We start from the raw sequence: 18176 nt of genomic DNA on the forward strand, positions 1-18176 counted from the left end.
CACGGCGGCGCTCTGGATATCTACCCTGATGCGCACATAAGCCCATGCTGTCTGAAGCCGCGCGATCTTGTCCCCTCCTTCGCACCCATCGCCAGAGGGATTCCCTTACCCTGGCCCTGTTAGGGGTGGGCTGGGCACTCCGGATGCATGGTCTGACATACCACAGCATCTGGTTGGATGAGGGAGCGGCCATCTGGATCGCCGGCCTCCCCCTAAGGGTGCTGATCGAACGCACCATGGCCTTCCGGGAGGAGGTCAGCCCACCCCTATACTTCCTCCTGCTCAAAGGATGGATGACCATAACTGGAGACAGCGATTTCACGCTGCGGTTCTTCTCGGCATGGTGGATAATGGTTGGGCTTGCTGTGCTGTTCTCGATTGGCCGGATCGCCTTTGGCCAACCGGTGGGCCGGCTGGCGCTGGCGCTGGGCGCGCTGCAGCCCTACCTGGTCTGGTTCTCTCAGGAGGTCCGCTTCTACGGCCTGCTCTTCGCCTTGAGCAGTCTGGCCACGCTGGGGCTGCTGCGTGCGCTCCGATGAAACCACGCTACTGGATGAGCCTCACCCCCCTGTTCCTGATCGGGCTGGCCGCCCTGATCGCCTGCGGGGGCCACTCCGCCTGGAGTCGGGCGTGGAGGGTCGTGGCCCTGGCGGGCTGGGTCGGGCTCAGTTTCCTTGGCTTGCGGGAGCTCTGGTCTCCCCGCAGCGCGAAGGAGGACTGGCGCGGGGCGGCCGCTTGGATCTCCGCGTATGTAGGACCCGGGGATGGAGCACTCTTCTTCGCGGAATACATTCGATTTCCGTTCTTTCATTACTACCGGAAGCCTCTGGATCATCGAGCGTTCGCGCATCCCATCCCGGATCGCTCCGCAGCCGAGGGGACGCTAAACGCCCTGGGGCTGGAGCGGTATGAGACCCTCTGGTATATCCGGGCCCATGCCGATTGGGCGGATCCCCAGGATTGGGTAGATCAGGTGTTGAGATCCCGATATCCGGTGCGGATGGAAATCTTCCCGGAGAAAATCCGGATCCGGGCCTACGCGATCCGCTGGCAACGCGCCGATTTGCCACCGGAGGCGCGACCGACCGCGGTCGCCCTCCCGGGCGGATGGTTCCTGTGGGGGCTTCAGCACGCCGGCGGGCGCGGCGTGCGTCCCCGGTCCTGGGGGGTTTTCCCACCGACCCGCCAGCTCCATCTGGTCCTCTACTGGCAGCGCGCCTCCACCGGAGGTCCGGAGGTCCGCCTGCGCGCCGCCCTGATGGATCGGGAAGGCCACATCCGCGTGGAGGCGCTCCCTCCGCGAGATGGCTTGATCTCCCGCCAGCCGCCATCCCGGTGGCCAGCCGGCCCGATCATCGCGGACGACCGAGATCTGTTCCTGCCGGAGGATCTCCCCTCCGGCCGATACTATCTGGCCGTCTGGATTGAGGGATCCGATGGAGCATCTGTCCCGCAGACGGTGGACGAGATCGACGTCCTTCCATAAAGGAGGCGTGGACGTGCTTGACCGTCGGGATGTGGGGATCGCCACGGGGATCTATCTCCTGGCGTTCTCCGTTTACTTTCTGACCTACGCAGGTTATCCGATCAGCGATGACGAGCGGGCGATGTTCGCCTCCGCTTCGAGCTTTCAGAGAATCGGCGCCTTCACCATCCACCCGCTTTACCATCTGGATGTGAAGCCAGGCAGCGCCAACGTGGGGATGTTCACCACAAGCGGGGAGATGGTTCCTAACTACGAGCCCGGTCAGATCGCCGCCATTGTGCCCTGGCTCTGGCTGAGCGACCGGCTAGGGACCGGCCGTTTCCAGACCGCGATGCTGCTGAACCCGATGGTGATCGCCGGCTCGGCCGCGCTGCTCTATCTGATTGTGCGCAGCCTGCCTTTCCCTCCGGGGGTGGCCGTCCTCACCACGTTGTTTTACGCCTTCGGCACCGCCATGTGGCCTTACAGCCAGCGCCTCTTCCGCGAACCCTTGACCGGCGCATGGCTGCTTCTGGCTTTCGGGGCACCTTTTCTTTTCCGGAACCATCCAGATCGGGGGTTTTTCCTGATGGGCCTTGCGCTGGGCGGGGCTGTGGCGACCAAACAGTCCGCCCTGATCGCCCTGCCCGGCCTGCTCTGGCTTTCTTTCTCCGCGCTTCGGAGCCATTCCATTCAGGAAATGATCCTCCGGTATCTGATCGCCCTCCTCGGCTTCGGGCTGGTCATGATCCCTGCGCACATCTATTACCGCATGACGCTCTCCAGCATACCTGCCTTCTCGCGCAACGTAGTGGAATACGCGCAGTCGCCGGAGCTGGCCCTTTCGGATCCGTGGCATATGGTGCAGCGGGCGCTGGCGTTAACCATCAGCCCGGGAAAGGGATTGCTGTTTTATTCCCCTGCCCTGGTCCTGGCCGGGATCGGAATGTGGGGACTCCTTCGCGCGCATCGAGATCTGGCGCTTGGGATCTTCGGGTTCGCAGCGCTGCACACCCTGGGATACAGTCGGCAGATCATTTGGTGGGGAGGGTTGAACTGGGGACCCCGATATATGATCCCCCTTCTCCCAGTGATGATGCTGGCCGCCGCCCCTGGGATCGCGGCCATCCTTCGGTGGCCCCCTCGACGAGCGAAGGCGACCCTCCTCTTCCTGGCCCTGATCGCCCTCTTTCCTCAGCTGGCCGGGACTCTGGTGGACATCCGGCTGTTCGAAGGGGAGCTGGACCGCGCCCTCTACCAAGTCCTCCAAGATTACCACCGGGCGATGGAACAGGTGGCCTGGAACCCGGCTTACAACCCGCTGCTGGGGCAGTGGAAGATGCTGGGCCAAGCCGACCCAGCCCCTGCCTGGATCCGGGACCACCAGCTGATCCTGGCGCCGATTGGGATCGGGGTGATCGGTGCGATCCTCGGTCTGGTCATTATCGAGCGCATGAGGCGTCACGCTGATCCTCCCTTATGGACACTGTGGATCATCGGAGGGTCAGCCCTGGCCATGTCCCTGCTGGCGGTCGTGTCCCTTCGGCAGATCCCCGATGACCCGCGCCTGGACTTCCATGAAAACGCCCGATTCCTCCGACCGATGATCGAGGATCTAAATCGGGAGGCCCGTCCCGGAGATGTCTTGCTGATGACTTATCCTTACTTCGGCGATTACTTCCTGAACTGGCTGCGAGCCCCCATCGACTGGTATGGGATCTTCTCCGCTCCCTCTCCGCTGCCAGAGCCCCGGCGGGCCCTGCTGGATCGATTGCTTGCCCGTCATTCCCGCATTTGGCTGATGCGGCCGTGGAACCGTTGGCATGAACAGGAGCCCGGCCTGGAGCTTTACCTGCTGGACCATGCTTACAAAGTGAATGAACGCCATTACGAGGACTGGATGCGGCTGGTCCTCTATTTAAGCCCGCGGGGAAGCTGGGAACCCGTGAAAGGCTCCATTCGCTGGGAGAACGACGTCGCGTTGATCCAGGCTGCTCTACAGGGCGGGGAGATTCAAGCCGGGGAGAAGCTTCCCGTCCTGCAGGCTCGGCCTGGGGATCCCCTCCGCCTGACACTGATTTGGCGTGGGCCCCTGAAGGCCTTGCGCGCCACCAAAGTGTTCGTCCATATTGGAGACCCAGATCAGCCCCCCCGGCTGCAGCAGGATCGCCTGCCCCGGGATGGCTGGCTCCCGAACGGGCAGGACGATGAGGAAGTGGAAATCTTGGATCGTTATGGGTTCGTGCTGGAGCTCCCCCCTGGCGTTTACCGGGTGCGCATCGGCCTCTACGACGAGGCCGGCGGAAAGCGCTGGCCCTCCGAATCAGGGGAGGCGATCGATCTCACGATGGTGGAGATCCGTTGAAGATGGGACCTCAAACGCAGATGGGAGATGGAATCCGGGCTCACATCTTGGCCATCGTGTTCTTCCTCATTTTGGCAGTGCTGCTGACCTGGCCAGTAGCCATCACGGCAGGATCCGCTCTGGAGAACGAAGGGGACGCCGTCCTGAACGCCTGGACGCTGGGCTGGGACGTAAAACATCTCCTGAGCCCGCGGGCCCTTCCGCACGCGCCAAATTTTTATCCTTACCCTTACACGTTGTATTTTTCAGAGAATTTGCTGGGGGCAGCGCTGCTGGCGGCCCCCGTGATCGCAGCCACCGGGAATCCAATCCTGGCCTACAATATCCTTTTCATCGGCGCGTTTGCGCTGGCCGCCGCGGCCACGTATCTGCTGGTCTGGAGCCTCACTCGGGACCCGGAGGCCGCTGTCCTCGCCGGGGTTCTGTTCGCTGGCATGACCCTGCGGTTCGGCCCTTCCCCTCAGCTCCAGGTGCTGCTGAACTTTGGCATTCCCCTTTCGCTGTTCTTTCTCTTCCGCCTCTTCCAGAACGGGCGGGCCCGTGAGGCGGTCGGGCTGGGCCTGAGCTTCGCCCTACAGGCTTCGATCTCGGTCTACCACGGCCTTTTCCTTTTGTTCGGGTTGCTCGTCCTCGGCGTAGAGCGGCTGGTTCATTCCCGCACCCCTCGTCGCGCGGCCGGATCCAGGCTGTTGCTGGCGATGGCGCTGGCGGGCGGGATCTTAATCCCCATCCTCTGGCCTTATGTGGAGGCGCGCCGGTATGTGGGGGGGAGAAGTTTAGGGGATCAGGCGGCGTTTGGGCTGCTCAGCTTCCTGCTGGTGCCACACGGCCACCTCTATGCTCGCCTGCCGGTGTTCGGAGAGATCCATCGCTATGCCCATGTGGAGACGCTGTTCCCAGGATGGGTGACCCTGGGGCTGGCCGCGGTAGGGCTGCTCCGCCGCCGGAGCCCATGGCGGCGCCCTTTCGCGCTCCTCACCCTCCTGGGCTTCACGCTCTCCATTGGGCCCGCCCTCCGCCTGCGGCTCGAGGATCCGCCGCTCCTGACCGGCATGCCCTATCTGTTCCTTTGGATGGCCTTCCCCGCCTTCCAGGCGATCCGCGTTCCCGCCCGCATGTTCGTGCTGGCCCAGCTGGGACTGGCAGTGCTGGCCGGGCTGGGCTGGCGGGCGTGCAGGTCATCCCTTCCGCGCGCGCGGAGGGTATTCGGGGCGTTGCTGCTTCTGGCCGTCCTGGAGGCCTACCGGGGGCCCTTTCCACGCTTCCCGATGCCAACGTCCGCATCCGCCCTGGACACCTGGCTGTCCCAACAGACCCGCGAGACTCCTTTCGTGGAATTCCCTACCCTGCGCACCCTGGATCTAACAGCGGATCCGATCAGTCTGAGCCGTCTGGCCCATCAACAGTTCTCTACCCTCTACCGATGTCAACCGACTCCCATCGGCTACAGCGGCTTCTTCCCCCCGCTGTTCTGGGAGGTGGCGGACCGCCTGCTCATGTTCCCTTCGCGGGAGGGCATCGCCTTCCTGTCCGATCTGGGTGTCCGCGCCGTCCTCATCCGCTCCGAGGGCTGGCTGACCGGGGAACGGGAAGCCTTCGAAGCCCGCTGGGCACTGTTCTCCCACGTTCTCGAGCTGGTGCAGGAAGGCCCGGAGGGGCGTCTTTACCTCCTGAAGCCTCCTCGTCCGGGGAACGGCAGCCTTCCCCAGCTGATCGGGAAGGCGGAAGGCGAACGGCTCTGGCTCTTCCTGCGCTGGCCTCGGGGGTCCAGGCTGGGACGGATCGCTTTGACCCCGCCGCGTTATATCCTTCGCTGGCGCGGGGAGGGCCGGGATGGGCTTATTGAGCGGACTGTTCAGGGTGCCCTCCCCCAGGCGCTTCCCGCCTACGTGACCCTCTTGCCCCTCACGGCTATTCCCATGCCGAGTGGGATCTCCCGGTGGGAGGCCGTCCTGCACCTAGAGCCTGGGGAGATAGGACGACGGTCGTTCCCTCCCCTGCCTCCGCTGGAGCTGCGTAGGATCTCAGAGCCGGAGGAGATAGCGGCCACGCTTCCAGTGGCCTCCGGCTTTGAAGAGCTCGGGCTGGAGTTCGATAATGGAGGGTTGCTGATCGCCCTGGTGCGAAGCGGCCATGCCTTCTGTCCGGGGGAGGTCCTGGAGTTCACTTTGTTCTGGACAGTGACGGACGCTGCTCGCTGGCGGACCCAGGAGGCGACACCGGTTGTCTTCGTCCACCTGCACGACGCCCACGGCCGCATGGCTGCGGGACGGGACCTGCCCGTGGATTTCGGCAGCCGACCGTTTCGGGAGTGGAAGGAAGGGGAGATCGTGATGCAATCCTACCGTCTGCCCCTCCCGACGGATTTGAGTCCGGGTCCCGCGGATCTGGTGCTGGGTCTTTATCCCATCGGACGGCCTGACGCTGCGTCCCGCTGGGCGATCCGCTCCGGCCACATCCCGCTCCGGGAGCCCGGGGCGGCCCAGATCGCTCGGGTCGAGATCCTCCCGACACCATGTCAAGCGCCAGAGGAGCCTTTTCCATGAAGGAGCGGGGATTGGTTCTGCTGTTGCTGGGAATGGTTTTTCTGGCCCTGCCCATGGCCCGGCCGGGGCTTCCTCCCACTCACGATGGCATCATCCACGCCTATCGAGTGGTGGAGATGGCCCGTTTGTGGCAGGCCGGGGTTTTTTATCCCCGCTGGGCGCCGGACCTCGCCTTCGGCCTTGGATATCCGCTCTTCCACTATAATGCTCCGCTTTTCCCCTGGCTGGCCACTGTCGGGGTGTGGGCAGGTCTGGCAACCGAGGACGCGATCAAGTTGGTGCTGATCGGGGCCGCTGCCCTCGGCAGCGTCGGCGTCTACGGGCTGGCCCGCTGGTGGGGGCTCAGCGAGGGGGGCGCCGCGATCGCCGGCCTAGCCTACGCCTATGCGCCCTTCCGGGTGCGGGAGCTTTACTGGCAAGGGGACTTCCCCCAATACCTGGCCCTCAGCGTGTTGCCCTGGGTCTTGTGGGCCACCGGAGCATATATCCACCGTGGCGGATGGCCCTGCGGTGGGGGAGCAGGTGCGGCCTACGGGCTGCTCCTGTTAAGCCATAACATCACGGCCATGTTGGGGACACCGGTCATCCTAGGCCATGGCCTTCTGGTAATCGTCACGAAAGGCCATCCGGCCCGGGGAGTTGTGCGGCTGGCGCGATCCCTCGCCCTAGGGCTTGGCCTAGCCGCCTTCTTCGCCGTCCCGGCGCTGATGGATCGCCCGCTGGTCCACTTGGATCGCCTCACTCAGGGCGAATATGACTTCCGCAAACACTTCATCGGGTTGGGGGAGATCTTCTCGATGCCGCCGTTGCGGGACGACCGCCTGGGGAACCGGCGGGAGTTCCTCACGCTGGGGCTACCCCTGGTTCTGCTGGCCATGCCGGCCCTGGGGGAGATGGTTGCCCGCCACCGCCATCGCGCGCTGGCCCTCGGATGCGCTGTTGGGCTTGCGGCGATGATCGGGATGATGACCTCCGCCTCCCGCCCTCTCTGGGAGGCTGTCCCCTTGCTGGCCTTCGCTGAGTTCCCCTGGCGCTGGCTGGGGCTTGCCGCTCTCCCATTAGCCCTCCTGATCGGGCTGGCTGCAGAGATCGGGATGGCCCGCTGGCCGCTCCTGATCCCCCTGGGGTTCTCATGGACGCTGATCCTCAGCGCAAACGGCCTGATGCACAACGGTGGCACCTGGATCCCTCTGCGGGACGCGGGCCTCCGCGATCTTCATCGCTACGAGCGAGACCATCGCTACCCTGGCCTGACTAGCATAGGGGAGCTGTTCCCTCGTTGGGTCGAAGGGGAGATCGAGGGCTCCCCGCTGGAGGAAGCGTATCGGCGGGGGGAAGAGCCCTCCCGCCTGGACGAGAGATCTCTCCCGCCCGGAGCCTGGTCAACCCCTCTGGATCGGAGTCCCCTGGACCAGCGCTACTGGGTTCATCTGCCGATGACCGCCCCAGTCCGTTTTTACACCCTCGCCTTCCCTGGGTGGGAGGTGCGGGTGGACGGCCGCCGGGTCCCCACGTGGGCCGAGGCGGGGACTGGATGGCTGTGGGCGGAGGTGCCAGCGGGAGCCCACGAGATCACGCTGCGCTTTCGTCCGCTGTGGTGGTGGAGGTTCCTGGAGGGATTCTCCCTTGGCCTATGGGGAATGGTCATCGCCCGCGGAGGATGGGGCCTGCGGGCCCTTCGTATCCCCTCCATCTGGATCCATCGTCCATGGACCTTGACGGAGAGGAGCCTGGCCGTGAGCTTCCTGCTGGGCGCGCTATTGCGCTTCCCCGATCAGCTCTGGTCTCTCACCCGCGTCCCGTTGGATCGGCCTGAGGGGCCTGCGGCGTATCTGCAGGTGGATTATCAACGCCAGATCCGGCTGCTGGGCTACCAGCTGGATCCCTCGATCGCCTTTCCCGGCGGCGAGGCGCGGCTGACGCTTTGGTGGCGGGCGCTGACCCCGATCTCAGATCAATACAGCGTGTATGTGCACGCTATGCCCTGGGAGGATCCCGCCACCCTCGCCTTCCAGAGCGACCATATGCACCCTGCGGAGATCCCCACGAACGCATGGGATCCGCAGCGGATCTACCGGGACGAGCACCGCCTTCGCATCCCCCTTCAGGCCCATCCGGGGGTTTACCGGTTGCGGGTGGGGCTCTACCACCGCCTAGAGCCGACGCGGCGTCTGCAGGTGGATGAGACCGGCGCCGATGGACTCGATCTGCCCCTCGCTTTCGTCGTCGCTCGACCGGTCCTACCGCTCCCTCGGCCCATCGCGTTCAGCGGGAAGATCCGCCTCCTTGGAGCAGAGACACCGGCCGCGCTGCCAGCCGGGCAGCCATGGACGCTCTGGCTGTCTTTCGAAGCCCTGGCCCCTCTCGATGCAGACTACACGCTCTTCGTGCACATCGTAGATGCCGCTGGGCAGCTCCGGGCACAGCGGGATCTCTACCAGCCCACCCGGCACTGGCCGGTGGGGGCATCGATCCCAGTGGAGGTGCCTCTCCCTGGGCTTTCCCAACCCGGGCGGTACACGATCCGAGTTGGATGGTATCGATGGCCCAGCATGGAGCACCTGCTTCCGGACCCGCAGCCGGAGCAGGGCCTGTATGGGATTCTGCCGATCTCCCTTGAGGTAGGAGGACCTTAGCCCATATGCTGCGTGAGCGTGGCTTCTGGCTGATGATCCCCGGCCTCCTGCTGGTGATCAGCCCGTTGTGGTGGGCAGGCTTCCCGCCCTCCCACGACGGCGTGCTGCATGTCTACCGGGTGCTGGAGATGCATCGGATGTGGCGCGCAGGGGTGCTCTTCCCCCGCTGGGCCCCCGACCTGGTCGACGGCCTAGGATATCCTCTCTTCCACTTTCTGGGCCCCTTGTTCCCCTGGCTCGGAGCCCTGGGGATGACCCTCGGGCTGGATCTGGAGAGCAGCGTCAAAGTCGTCTTGGCCCTGTTAACGCTGCTGGGCAGCGCAGGGGTGTATCGACTGGCCCGCCGATGGGGAATCGGGGAGGGCGGTGCGATGGCGGCCGGCCTGGCCTACGCCTTCGCCCCCTTCCGGGTGCGGGAGCTCTACTGGCAGGGGGATTTCCCTCAGTATCTGGGGCTGTGCCTGCTGCCGTGGACCCTGGATACCTTTCACAACTATCTTCGCGCAGGTGGATGGGCCCGCTGGTGGAAGGCCGGGCTCACCTACGCCCTGCTGCTGCTCAGCCACAACATCACGGCGATGCTCGGCACCGGGGTGTTGATCGGCTATGGGGGGCTGGCGATCTGGGTGGAGCGCCCGCCCCGAGCGCGATGGGGGAAGGCGCTTATGGCGCTGGGGCTGGGCCTGGGGCTTGCCGCCTTCTTTGTGATCCCCGCCCTGTGGGATCGCTCCCTGGTGCATCTGGACCGCCTGCTCCGGGGACACTTCGATTTCCGCAAGCATTTCCTGGGGCTGGATCGCCTGCTTTCTTTCGTCCCGGTCCAGGATCAGAGCCTGGGCAATCCTCAAGAGGTACTGACCCTGGGCGGTCATCAGGTCGTCCTCGCCCTGCCGGGGCTTCTGGCCCTCCGTCGGCCCGGCCGATCCCGCCCCCTGGCCCTCGGGGCAGGGATCGGGGTCATCGGGATGATCGCGCTGATGACCTCGATCTCGCGTCCCCTCTGGGAACACATGCCTCTTCTGGCCTATGCGGAGTTCCCCTGGCGCTGGCTGGGCCCTGCTGCCCTTCCCGTGGCCCTGCTCATCGGCCTCTCCGTGGAGGAAATCCACCGGGCCCGGGGGCTGGCCCTCGCAGGGATCTTGCTGGCAGTGATCCTGGGCGCGGCTCCCCTGTTGTACCCCTTTGGGCAGTTTACGGTGATGCGCGGGGCCAGTCTGGCCGACCTTCAAGCCTTCGATCGCCAGGCGGGGCTGATCGGCCTGACCAGCGTGGGGGAGCTACTCCCGCGTTGGGTGACCCGGGAGATCCGGGGCTCCCCGCTGGAGGAAGATTACCGGGAGGGACGGGAGCCCGTTCGGCTGCGAGAGGAGGACCTGCCCCCCGGCTCCCGAATGGAGGTCCGCTCCCTCCACCCGCTGGATCAGCGCTTCCGGGTGGATCTCCCTCGCGAGGCTACGGTTTCCTTCTGGGTTTTCGCCTTCCCGGGCTGGAATGTTCAGGTGGATGGACGGCCGGTAGCCATCTGGCCGGAGGAGGGAACCGGGCGGCTACAGGCGCGCCTGCCGGCGGGCCGGCATGAAGTCCGCTTGCATTTCGCCGGGCGATGGGACTGGCGCCTGCTGGAGCTGTTCTCCCTTGGGTTATGGGGGGCCGGCCTCAGCCGCTGGCTTCTGGAGCGCCGGCGCGCCCGGCAGACCCTTGTCAGGCGGGCCCGCTTTGAAGGACCCACTCTCTCTCCCCGGGAGGCAGCCATTGCCGGGGCATTGGGGGCGCTGCTCCTGATCGGGAAACTCATCTATGTGGATCCCCACACCGGCTGGTTCCGCCCTCGTTCGGATCCGAACCATCCTCCCGGAATGAGCGAGCGGGCGGACGTGGATTTCGGCGGCCGCGTCCGCCTGCTGGGGTATCATCTCTCCTCCTGGGTCGTCGAGCCGGGGGAGACCCTGCGCCTCATCCTCTGGTGGCGGGGGCTGCGTCCGATGGAGACCCAATACAGCGTGTATGTCCACGGGCTGGAGGCGCTTCCCCCGAATCAGCTGCGTTTCCAGAGTGATCACATGCACCCGGGGGACATGCCGACGACGGCGCTGCCATGGCGGGAGGAACGCTACATCCGGGATGCGCACACCCTCCGGATCCCGGCTGACCTTCCCCCCGGTCCCTATCGGCTGAAGATAGGATTGTATGAAAAAGACTCCCCTTGGAAGACTGTTCCGGTCGATTCGACGGGGGAAAACGGATATATGCTCCCGCGCATCCTGCTGGTGAACCGCCGGATGCCTCCGTCCGCCCGCTTGCCGGAGCCGATCTCCTTCGGCGGGGCCCTTCGCCTAGTCGGCGTGGAGCGGCCGACGCGGATCCCCCCGGGTCAGCCGTGGAAGCTCTGGTTTTACTGGGAGGTCCAGCGTCCCATCGACCGCTCCTATACGTTCTTCGTGCATCGGCTGGATGAGAACGGAGCGATGCGTGGACAACAGGACAGACCGCCTTATTTCGATACCTCGCAATGGCCCGTGGGGATGACCGTTGCGGTCCCGGTCGAACTGGATGCGATTGATCAGCCAGGAACCTACCGCCTGCGGATCGGCTGGTATGAGTGGCCATCGATGACGCACCTCGTCCTCCCTTCCGGGGAGTCGGCCTATATCCTCCCTCAGACGATCGAGGTGGGACCATGAGGCGGTGGCGCGCTTTCCTGCGGGATGGGATTATGGCTCTCGCCTATGCCCTTGGGGCCATCCTGTTCACCGCCCCGCTGATCTTCCGCCTGGCGGACACCCTCCCGCAGGATCTGGGGGACCCGCTGCTCAACACCTGGATCCTGGCCTGGGAGACTCGCGCGTTAACCGAGCGCCCCGGCACCTTCTTCGATGCGCCGATCTTCTACCCGCACCGCGGAACCCTGGCTTACTCGGAGCCGCTGCTGGGGATCCTGCCCTTCGCCTTTCCGTTCATCCTGGGCACCGGGATCCCGGCCCTGGGTTACAACGTCGCCTTCCTCGCCTCGTTCTGGGTCGCCGCGCTGGGGATGGCCCGGCTGGTGCGGGCGTGGGGAGGAAGCCGCCGAGCGGCCTTCCTTGCCGGATGGCTGTTCGCCGGAGCCCCGTATCGCTTCGCCCACCTGATGCACCTGCAGCTGCTCTATATGGGCTGGATCCCCCTGGCCATGGCCGCGCTGCTGCGATACCGGCGGCGGCCCACCGGGCGACGGGCCCTGGACCTGCTGCTCTCCCTCCTGTTGATGACCCTCTCTACCTGGCACCTGGCGGTGTTCGGAGGGATCATCCTCGTCCTCCTGGGCTTCTGGAGCCTGCGGGAGAAATCCCTCTCCCGACCGGCTGCAGGGCAGCTAGGCCTCGTGCTCTTGGTGTGGGGGCTGGTCACAGGAGGGGTCGCGATCCCGTATCTACAGGTGGCCCCGGAGCTGGCCCGCCACCGGGATCTCCGGCTGGCGCAGGCGTTCTCGGCATGGCCTGTCGACGGGCTGGCCGCTGCCCCCACCCTGCGGATCCTGGGTCCCCTCACGGCGCCCTTCCGCATCCCCGGCCACACCACTCATGAAGTCCAGCTCTACCCGGGGCTTGCGCCGCTTCTGATGGCTGCTTGGGCCTGGCGGGGGCGCAGGGAGAAGCCTGTTCGCGCGGTCTGGCGCACCGCCTGGATGGGCATAGGCCTAGGGATGCTGATGGCCCTGGGCCCCCGCTGGGACATCGGCCCGATCTCCGTTCCAGGGCTCTACGCCGGCCTCGCCGCCTTGTTCCCCGCCGTCACGTTGATTCGAGCCGTTGCACGCTGGTTCCTGCTCTCCTTGGTCGGCCTGCATGCGCTGGCAGGGATCGGCCTAGAGAACAGCCTCTCCTCTACTCGGCGGCGCGTGCCCCTCGCCCTCGGGATCCTGAGCCTGGGGACGCTGGAGGCATGGGCGGTCCCCCTTCCCCTCGCCGCTCTTCCTCAGCCCTCGGCGCTGCCGCCGGTTTACCGCTGGCTCGCCCAGCAGCCGGGAGAGTTCGCCATTGTGGAGTTGCCGGTCTTCCTCCCCCTGGATGCGGGTGAAACCCGGCGCATGTATGCCGCTCTAGTCCACCGCAAGCCCCTGGTGATCGCCTACAGCGGCTACATTCCACCGGACATCCAGGATCTACGGGAACGGGTACGGGCTTTCCCGCGTCCAGAAGCTCGCGAGGCCCTCGCCACCCTGAGGGTGATAGGCGTGCGCTATGTGCTGGTCGATGAAAGCCAGCCGGAGCTCCATGGGTTCTCCACGAAAGGGATTTGTGAGATCGCCCGGGATCCCCGATTCCTACCCACCATTCGCATGGAGCCCTATTGGGTATTCGAGCTGGTGCCCCCCTCCCGAAAGTCGGCGGAGCCCCCGCCGCGGCGTCCGGTTCGTATCCCCTTCGGGGAGGTCGCCGTTCTGCGGGGCTACGCTATACGTTGGCTCTCCGAAACCGAGGCGGAGGTCTGGCTGGAGTGGGAGGCTGGCGCGCGACCTCATGGTAGCTACTCGATTACCGCTCAGATGCTTGATGAACGGAAAGAGAAAGTTGCTCAGTATGATGGACCTCCGTACAACGGTGGTTATCCATTCCTCTGCTGGCAACCCGGCGAGCGGATCCTGGATCGCCGGGTGTTATCCGCCCAGGGACTGAAGCAGGCCCGATGGTTGGGCGTGGGGATCTACGAGTGGCCTTCGCTGCAACATCTCCCGACCCCACCGGAAACGGAGCGGAGCGGCGCCCTCATCCTGTTGTCGCTACTCGCTACGCCGTGAGCGATCCTTAGTGTGTAAGCCTCAAAGCAATCGAAAGACAAATCTTCATGGTCCTGCTGCCTCGCCATCTACCGGACAGATCGGAGCAAGATGTGGAGGCAGGCATGAGACGCTGGGGAATGATCGGACTGATCCTGTGGCTGGGCTTCAGCGTTCGGATCACAGGCTTGCCGGCTCTCCGGCATAACTACGATCATTCGTTCCCCATCGCCCAGGCAGCCCTCTGGCGGGAGCAGGGGATCTGGCCTCTCATTGGGCAGCGATCCACGCTGGGGATCCCGGCCTCACCTCTGGCAAGCCTGCTGATCGTTCCCGTCTTGGCCCTCGGCCCAGGACCCTGGCTTCCGCACTACGCAGCGGTAGCTCTGGATATGCTGGCGCTGGCTCTGGCGTATCGGACAGCCCGGTCAATGGCGCCCCCCTGGCTCGCGCGGGTGGCTTTGCTCATGGCGGCCTTCTCGCCCTGGCATGTTTACTTCACCCGAGGCACCTGGCTGCCGGGATGGTTCCCCTTTTTCGTGGCCCTGGCCCTCTGGGCCTGGAGCCCTTTCCTGATCCAAGGGGGATCCCCCTCGCCGGCCCGCATCGGATGGGGCTGGGTCGGGGTCGCGCTGGCCGTCTTGGTGCACCCGGTGGGACTGCTCCTGATCCCGCCCGCGCTCCTCTCCGCGGGGCTGATGCCCGGCAACCGGTGGGTTCGGGGGGTCGGCGCTGGGTTGATGTTGGCAAGCACCCTGGCGTATGGAGGGATCGCATGGCATGCCTGGGAGGGCCCGCGAACGCTCCGGCTGCCTGCTCGCCTCTGGCCCTGGCAGGAGGTGGCCTTCGCCCACGCCCTACGTATGGTCTCCGGGAAAGACTTCGCCGAGGTGTGGATGGGCGCAGCCTCTCCACCGGATTGGCTGCTCGTCCGTCTGGCCCGCATCGGCGCGGGGCTGATCGAAGCTTCCATCGCTCTGGCAGTGCTGGAGTCCGTGGCGAGGGGGCTGCGGCAGCGACATGGGCATTCGCCGCTGCTCCCCATCTGGTGGGGCTTCCCCGCCGTGTGGCTGGCCCTCCCCTGGCCGTATCCCATCCATATCCATTACCTGGTCCCCACGTTGCCCGCCGGGGTCCTTCTGGCCGTCCAGCCATGGCGGAAGCTCCCAGCGCGCTCCTGGGGACGCTATCTCATCGAAGCAGGAACGTGGGGGATTGCCTTCGTATGGGTTCTGATCCTGCTCGCGGCAGACCGGAACGCTCGCCTCCATCCATGGACCGGCAACCCCGAGGAGCTGCCCATGGTCGAATCCGCCGCCCTGGCCCGGCGCCTGCTTTATGGGCTGGAGGAGGATCCCCAGACGCAGATCTGGCTGCCATGGGAATGCGCGGAGACCACGCCGACTTGGCTTTCGGGGGTGGTGGGGCGGGCCCTGGAGGTCCGCTGTGGCTTCCGGCCCGACCGATTGGCCGTCGCGCACACCACCCATCGGACTCTCATGGTGCTCTTCGGAACCGGCACTCCCCCTCCGCTGGAGCCCCTGAGCCGGCCGCCCTCATGGCTTCATCGGATGCCGGATGGTGCATGGATAGCCCTCTACGAGATCCACCCCGGGGAGCTCCGACCCGCCATCCCCCTGGGTATCCTGACCGATTTAGGTTGGCGGCTCCTGGGGTATGATCTCGAAGAGAAGGGGAATCGCCTTCGCATCACCACCTACTGGCAGGTGGAAAGGATCCCTGAGGACCCCGCACGGTGGGCATGGCATTATCAGCCGTTCCACCACCTGCTGGATTCGGAAGGGCATCAACTGCAGAACCCCAGCGGCTGGGGTGTTCCGGGGCATCTCTGGCGGATCGGCGACGTCTATATCGATCATACCGAGCTGGTCTTCCCGAAGGAGATCTCACACCGCCCCCTTCGCCTGGAGCTGGGTCTGTTTGATCCGAACCGCGTCGTCCGGGCGCGATTTCTTCTACCGATCGGAGAGACGGAGACCTTGATCTTGAAGGTTTGGAACTGAGAGGGATCCTGGCGATGCGGGGAGAGCGGTGGATTGTCCTTTTCCTGTTGCTGGCGGCCAGCGGGCTTGCCTGGCGGGATCTCCACCGGCCCGCTATCTGGTTCGATGAGGGATGGAGCGGGTGGGTGGCCCGCATGTCTCTGGAGGAGGGGCTCAGGAAAGCGGCACAGGATCGCCATCCTCCTCTTCGCCCGCTCCTCGATCATATGTGGATCCGCATCGCAGGGGAAACGGAGTTTGCCTTGCGCTGGCCCTCCAGCGCCTTCGCGCTGCTTGCCCTGGCCCTGGCGTGGCGGGCATATTATCGGCTCCGATTCGAGCCGCCCGGAGGATGCATCGGGATGGGAGCGATTCTGCTCTCCTCCCTGTGGCTGGAGCAAACCAGACAGGCCCGTATGTATACACAGGCCGCCTTTCTGGCCCTTCTCTCGTGGTGGACGATGGAAGATTGGCTGCGTCGTCCGGGCTCCTGGAACCGGTGGGGGCTATGGCTCCTCTCGAGCTTCACCTTCTTGATGACCCACTACTACACCGTCTTCTTCCTAGCTGTGGAGATGGGGCTGCTGCTGAGCTATACGCGGGGCTGGATGAGAGCGAAGGCCCTCTTGGCGCTGGGGCTGTGGGGGCTCGGCACAGGAGCCTGGATGGCCCTCGGCGGCATATCTACGGGCCTCTTTATGCCCCAGTCCCAGGACCTGGCCGATCACCCGCTTCAGGGGATCCAGACCATGGGTCTTGCTCTCCGATCGCTGATGGAGGCCCATGCCCCGGGGTCCTCTCCCCCAGAGGTCGCCCTGATGCTGGGCCTGTGGCTCATCGGAATGCGTCCTACAGGGCACGCGGTGGCCTCCCGCTGGCGCTGGCTGACTGTGGGAAGCCTAACCATCGCCTTGATTGTGATGGCAGGGATCCGAAGCAATCTCCTCAACTTCGCCCCGCGGCACGTTCTCTACGTCCTCCCCTTCATGGGGATCGGTGTCGGACGTGGGATCGCTCTCCTATGGCGATGGAGCGCCCGGGTCCGCCCGGCAGGAGCAAGAAAGGCGCTGGCTTACCTGGGGCCGCTGTTGCCGATCGCCTTATCCGTCAACCGACTGCAAGCGGCACTCTCTCAATGGGATGCGGCAGTGAAAGGCGTCCATGCAGAAAGGGATTTGGTCGCCTTGTTAAAGAAGCAGGCTCAAGAAGGCGATCTCCTGTTCACCTTGCGCGGCCATTATGGGATTCGATATTACTGGGCTCAGAGCTCGCTCGCGCTGCCCCTCATCGATGGGCCGCAGACGATGGTCACCAACGATGAGATCGTATCCGGCTGGCTTTCACCCCTTCTTTCAGCGTGCACCGGCGAGCGAAGGCTGTGGCTGATCGCCTGGCAGGACGACATCGTGGATCCCTTGGCGCTGTTCCCGCGCTGGCTGCTCTGGAACGGCTTCGAGGAGGAACGAGATGCCGTGGGGGGCCTGCGCCTCTATCGCTATCGCATATCCTGCCCTCCCCAATCCCCACCGGCTCCCGCCCTCGAACGCCCTGTGGATTTTGCGCCGGGCATCCGGTTACGAGGCATCCAGATTTGGCCCCCCCACTCCCGAGACCGCATCCTTCGGATCACAACAGTGTGGGAACGCACAGGGCCGATCCGGGAACCGGTCAAAATCTCCCATCACATGCATGACCGCTTCGGCCGGCTGATCGCCCAGGAGGATGTGCCGCTGGCGCGGGGCCTATACCCGATCGCCGACTGGCCTACCGGCGTTCCCATCATGCCCTTCGCAGGTATCCGACTGCCCTCCGAGATGCCTCCCGGCCTTCAGCAGGTCGCCATCGGGTTATACCATCCCATGACGATGGCCCGATATCCCATTCGGAGCCCCGCGTCCGGAGAGGACACAATTCGTGTGGCGACCGTGGACATCCCATCGCTCTTAGGGCGCTGGCAGAGTCTACTGATCCCGGGCCCCCTGGTCTGGGATGACGGCATCGCCTTAACCGGTGTGTGGTTAGATCCGGGGCCACAGGTTCGCCCTGGGGAGACGCTTCGCGTATTGACCTCCTGGGTTCGGATGCACGCGGACACGCGGGAGAACCCAGGACCCGTTGTCACCTTCATCCATCTATGGGGAGAAGATGAACATCTTATCGCCCAGGATGACCATCCTCTGTTGGAAGAACGCCATCCTCCCTCACAATGGGAGCCTTGGGAATCGGTTTGGGATCGCTTCGATCTCCGCATCCCGGAGGATTTGCCTGCGGGCGCTTATCGCCTGGTGATCGGACGCTATGAATGGCCTGCTTTGGAGCGGATCCACGTCCATGAGCAGGATCACTACCCGCTCGCCACAGTGGGTGTTCTGCCATAAGCCGGGCCGATCCCCATCGCTGGGAGG

The 18176-nt window shown here is 65.1% G+C and carries 9 protein-coding genes; all 9 read left to right on the forward strand.

The annotated features are described in order from the left end of the window. Positions 1-143: 143 nt before the first annotated feature. The 9 genes from CFB18_RS00075 (at position 144) to CFB18_RS00115 (ending at position 18149) form a co-directional block, all read left to right on the forward strand. Positions 144-539, forward strand: a complete 396-nt coding sequence (locus CFB18_RS00075; protein ID WP_159461484.1) for a glycosyltransferase family 39 protein — start codon at positions 144-146, stop codon at positions 537-539. Next, positions 536-1486, forward strand: coding sequence for a hypothetical protein (locus CFB18_RS00080; protein WP_143597436.1), 951 nt, complete (start codon positions 536-538; stop codon positions 1484-1486). The genes CFB18_RS00075 and CFB18_RS00080 overlap by 4 nt, the downstream gene beginning before the upstream one ends. A 13-nt stretch (positions 1487-1499) precedes the next feature. Further along, positions 1500-3830: an ArnT family glycosyltransferase gene (locus CFB18_RS00085; protein WP_088569776.1), complete on the forward strand. Its 2331-nt coding sequence runs from the start codon at positions 1500-1502 to the stop codon at positions 3828-3830. Positions 3831-3832: 2 nt separating this feature from the next. Then, positions 3833-6376 (forward strand): hypothetical protein, encoded by a 2544-nt coding sequence (locus tag CFB18_RS00090; RefSeq protein WP_088569777.1) that lies wholly within the window; start codon positions 3833-3835, stop codon positions 6374-6376. After that, on the forward strand, positions 6373-9012 hold the full coding sequence (locus CFB18_RS00095; RefSeq protein ID WP_088569778.1) for a 6-pyruvoyl-tetrahydropterin synthase-related protein: 2640 nt from the start codon (positions 6373-6375) through the stop codon (positions 9010-9012). Before CFB18_RS00090 ends, CFB18_RS00095 begins: the two co-directional genes overlap by 4 nt. 5 nt (positions 9013-9017) lie before the next feature. After that, positions 9018-11693: a 6-pyruvoyl-tetrahydropterin synthase-related protein gene (locus tag CFB18_RS00100; RefSeq protein WP_088569779.1), complete on the forward strand. Its 2676-nt coding sequence runs from the start codon at positions 9018-9020 to the stop codon at positions 11691-11693. Beyond that, positions 11690-13789: a hypothetical protein gene (locus tag CFB18_RS00105; protein WP_143597440.1), complete on the forward strand. Its 2100-nt coding sequence runs from the start codon at positions 11690-11692 to the stop codon at positions 13787-13789. The genes CFB18_RS00100 and CFB18_RS00105 overlap by 4 nt, the downstream gene beginning before the upstream one ends. 104 nt (positions 13790-13893) lie before the next feature. Continuing rightward, a complete protein-coding gene (locus tag CFB18_RS00110; RefSeq protein ID WP_143597442.1) occupies positions 13894-15792 on the forward strand; it encodes a hypothetical protein in 1899 nt (632 codons plus the stop codon). A gap of 14 nt (positions 15793-15806) precedes the next feature. Continuing rightward, on the forward strand, positions 15807-18149 hold the full coding sequence (locus CFB18_RS00115) for a glycosyltransferase family protein (protein WP_088569782.1): 2343 nt from the start codon (positions 15807-15809) through the stop codon (positions 18147-18149). Positions 18150-18176: the final 27 nt, after the last annotated feature.

The sequence above is a fragment of the Thermoflexus hugenholtzii JAD2 genome (assembly GCF_900187885.1).
Lineage (GTDB): Bacteria > Chloroflexota > Anaerolineae > Thermoflexales > Thermoflexaceae > Thermoflexus > Thermoflexus hugenholtzii.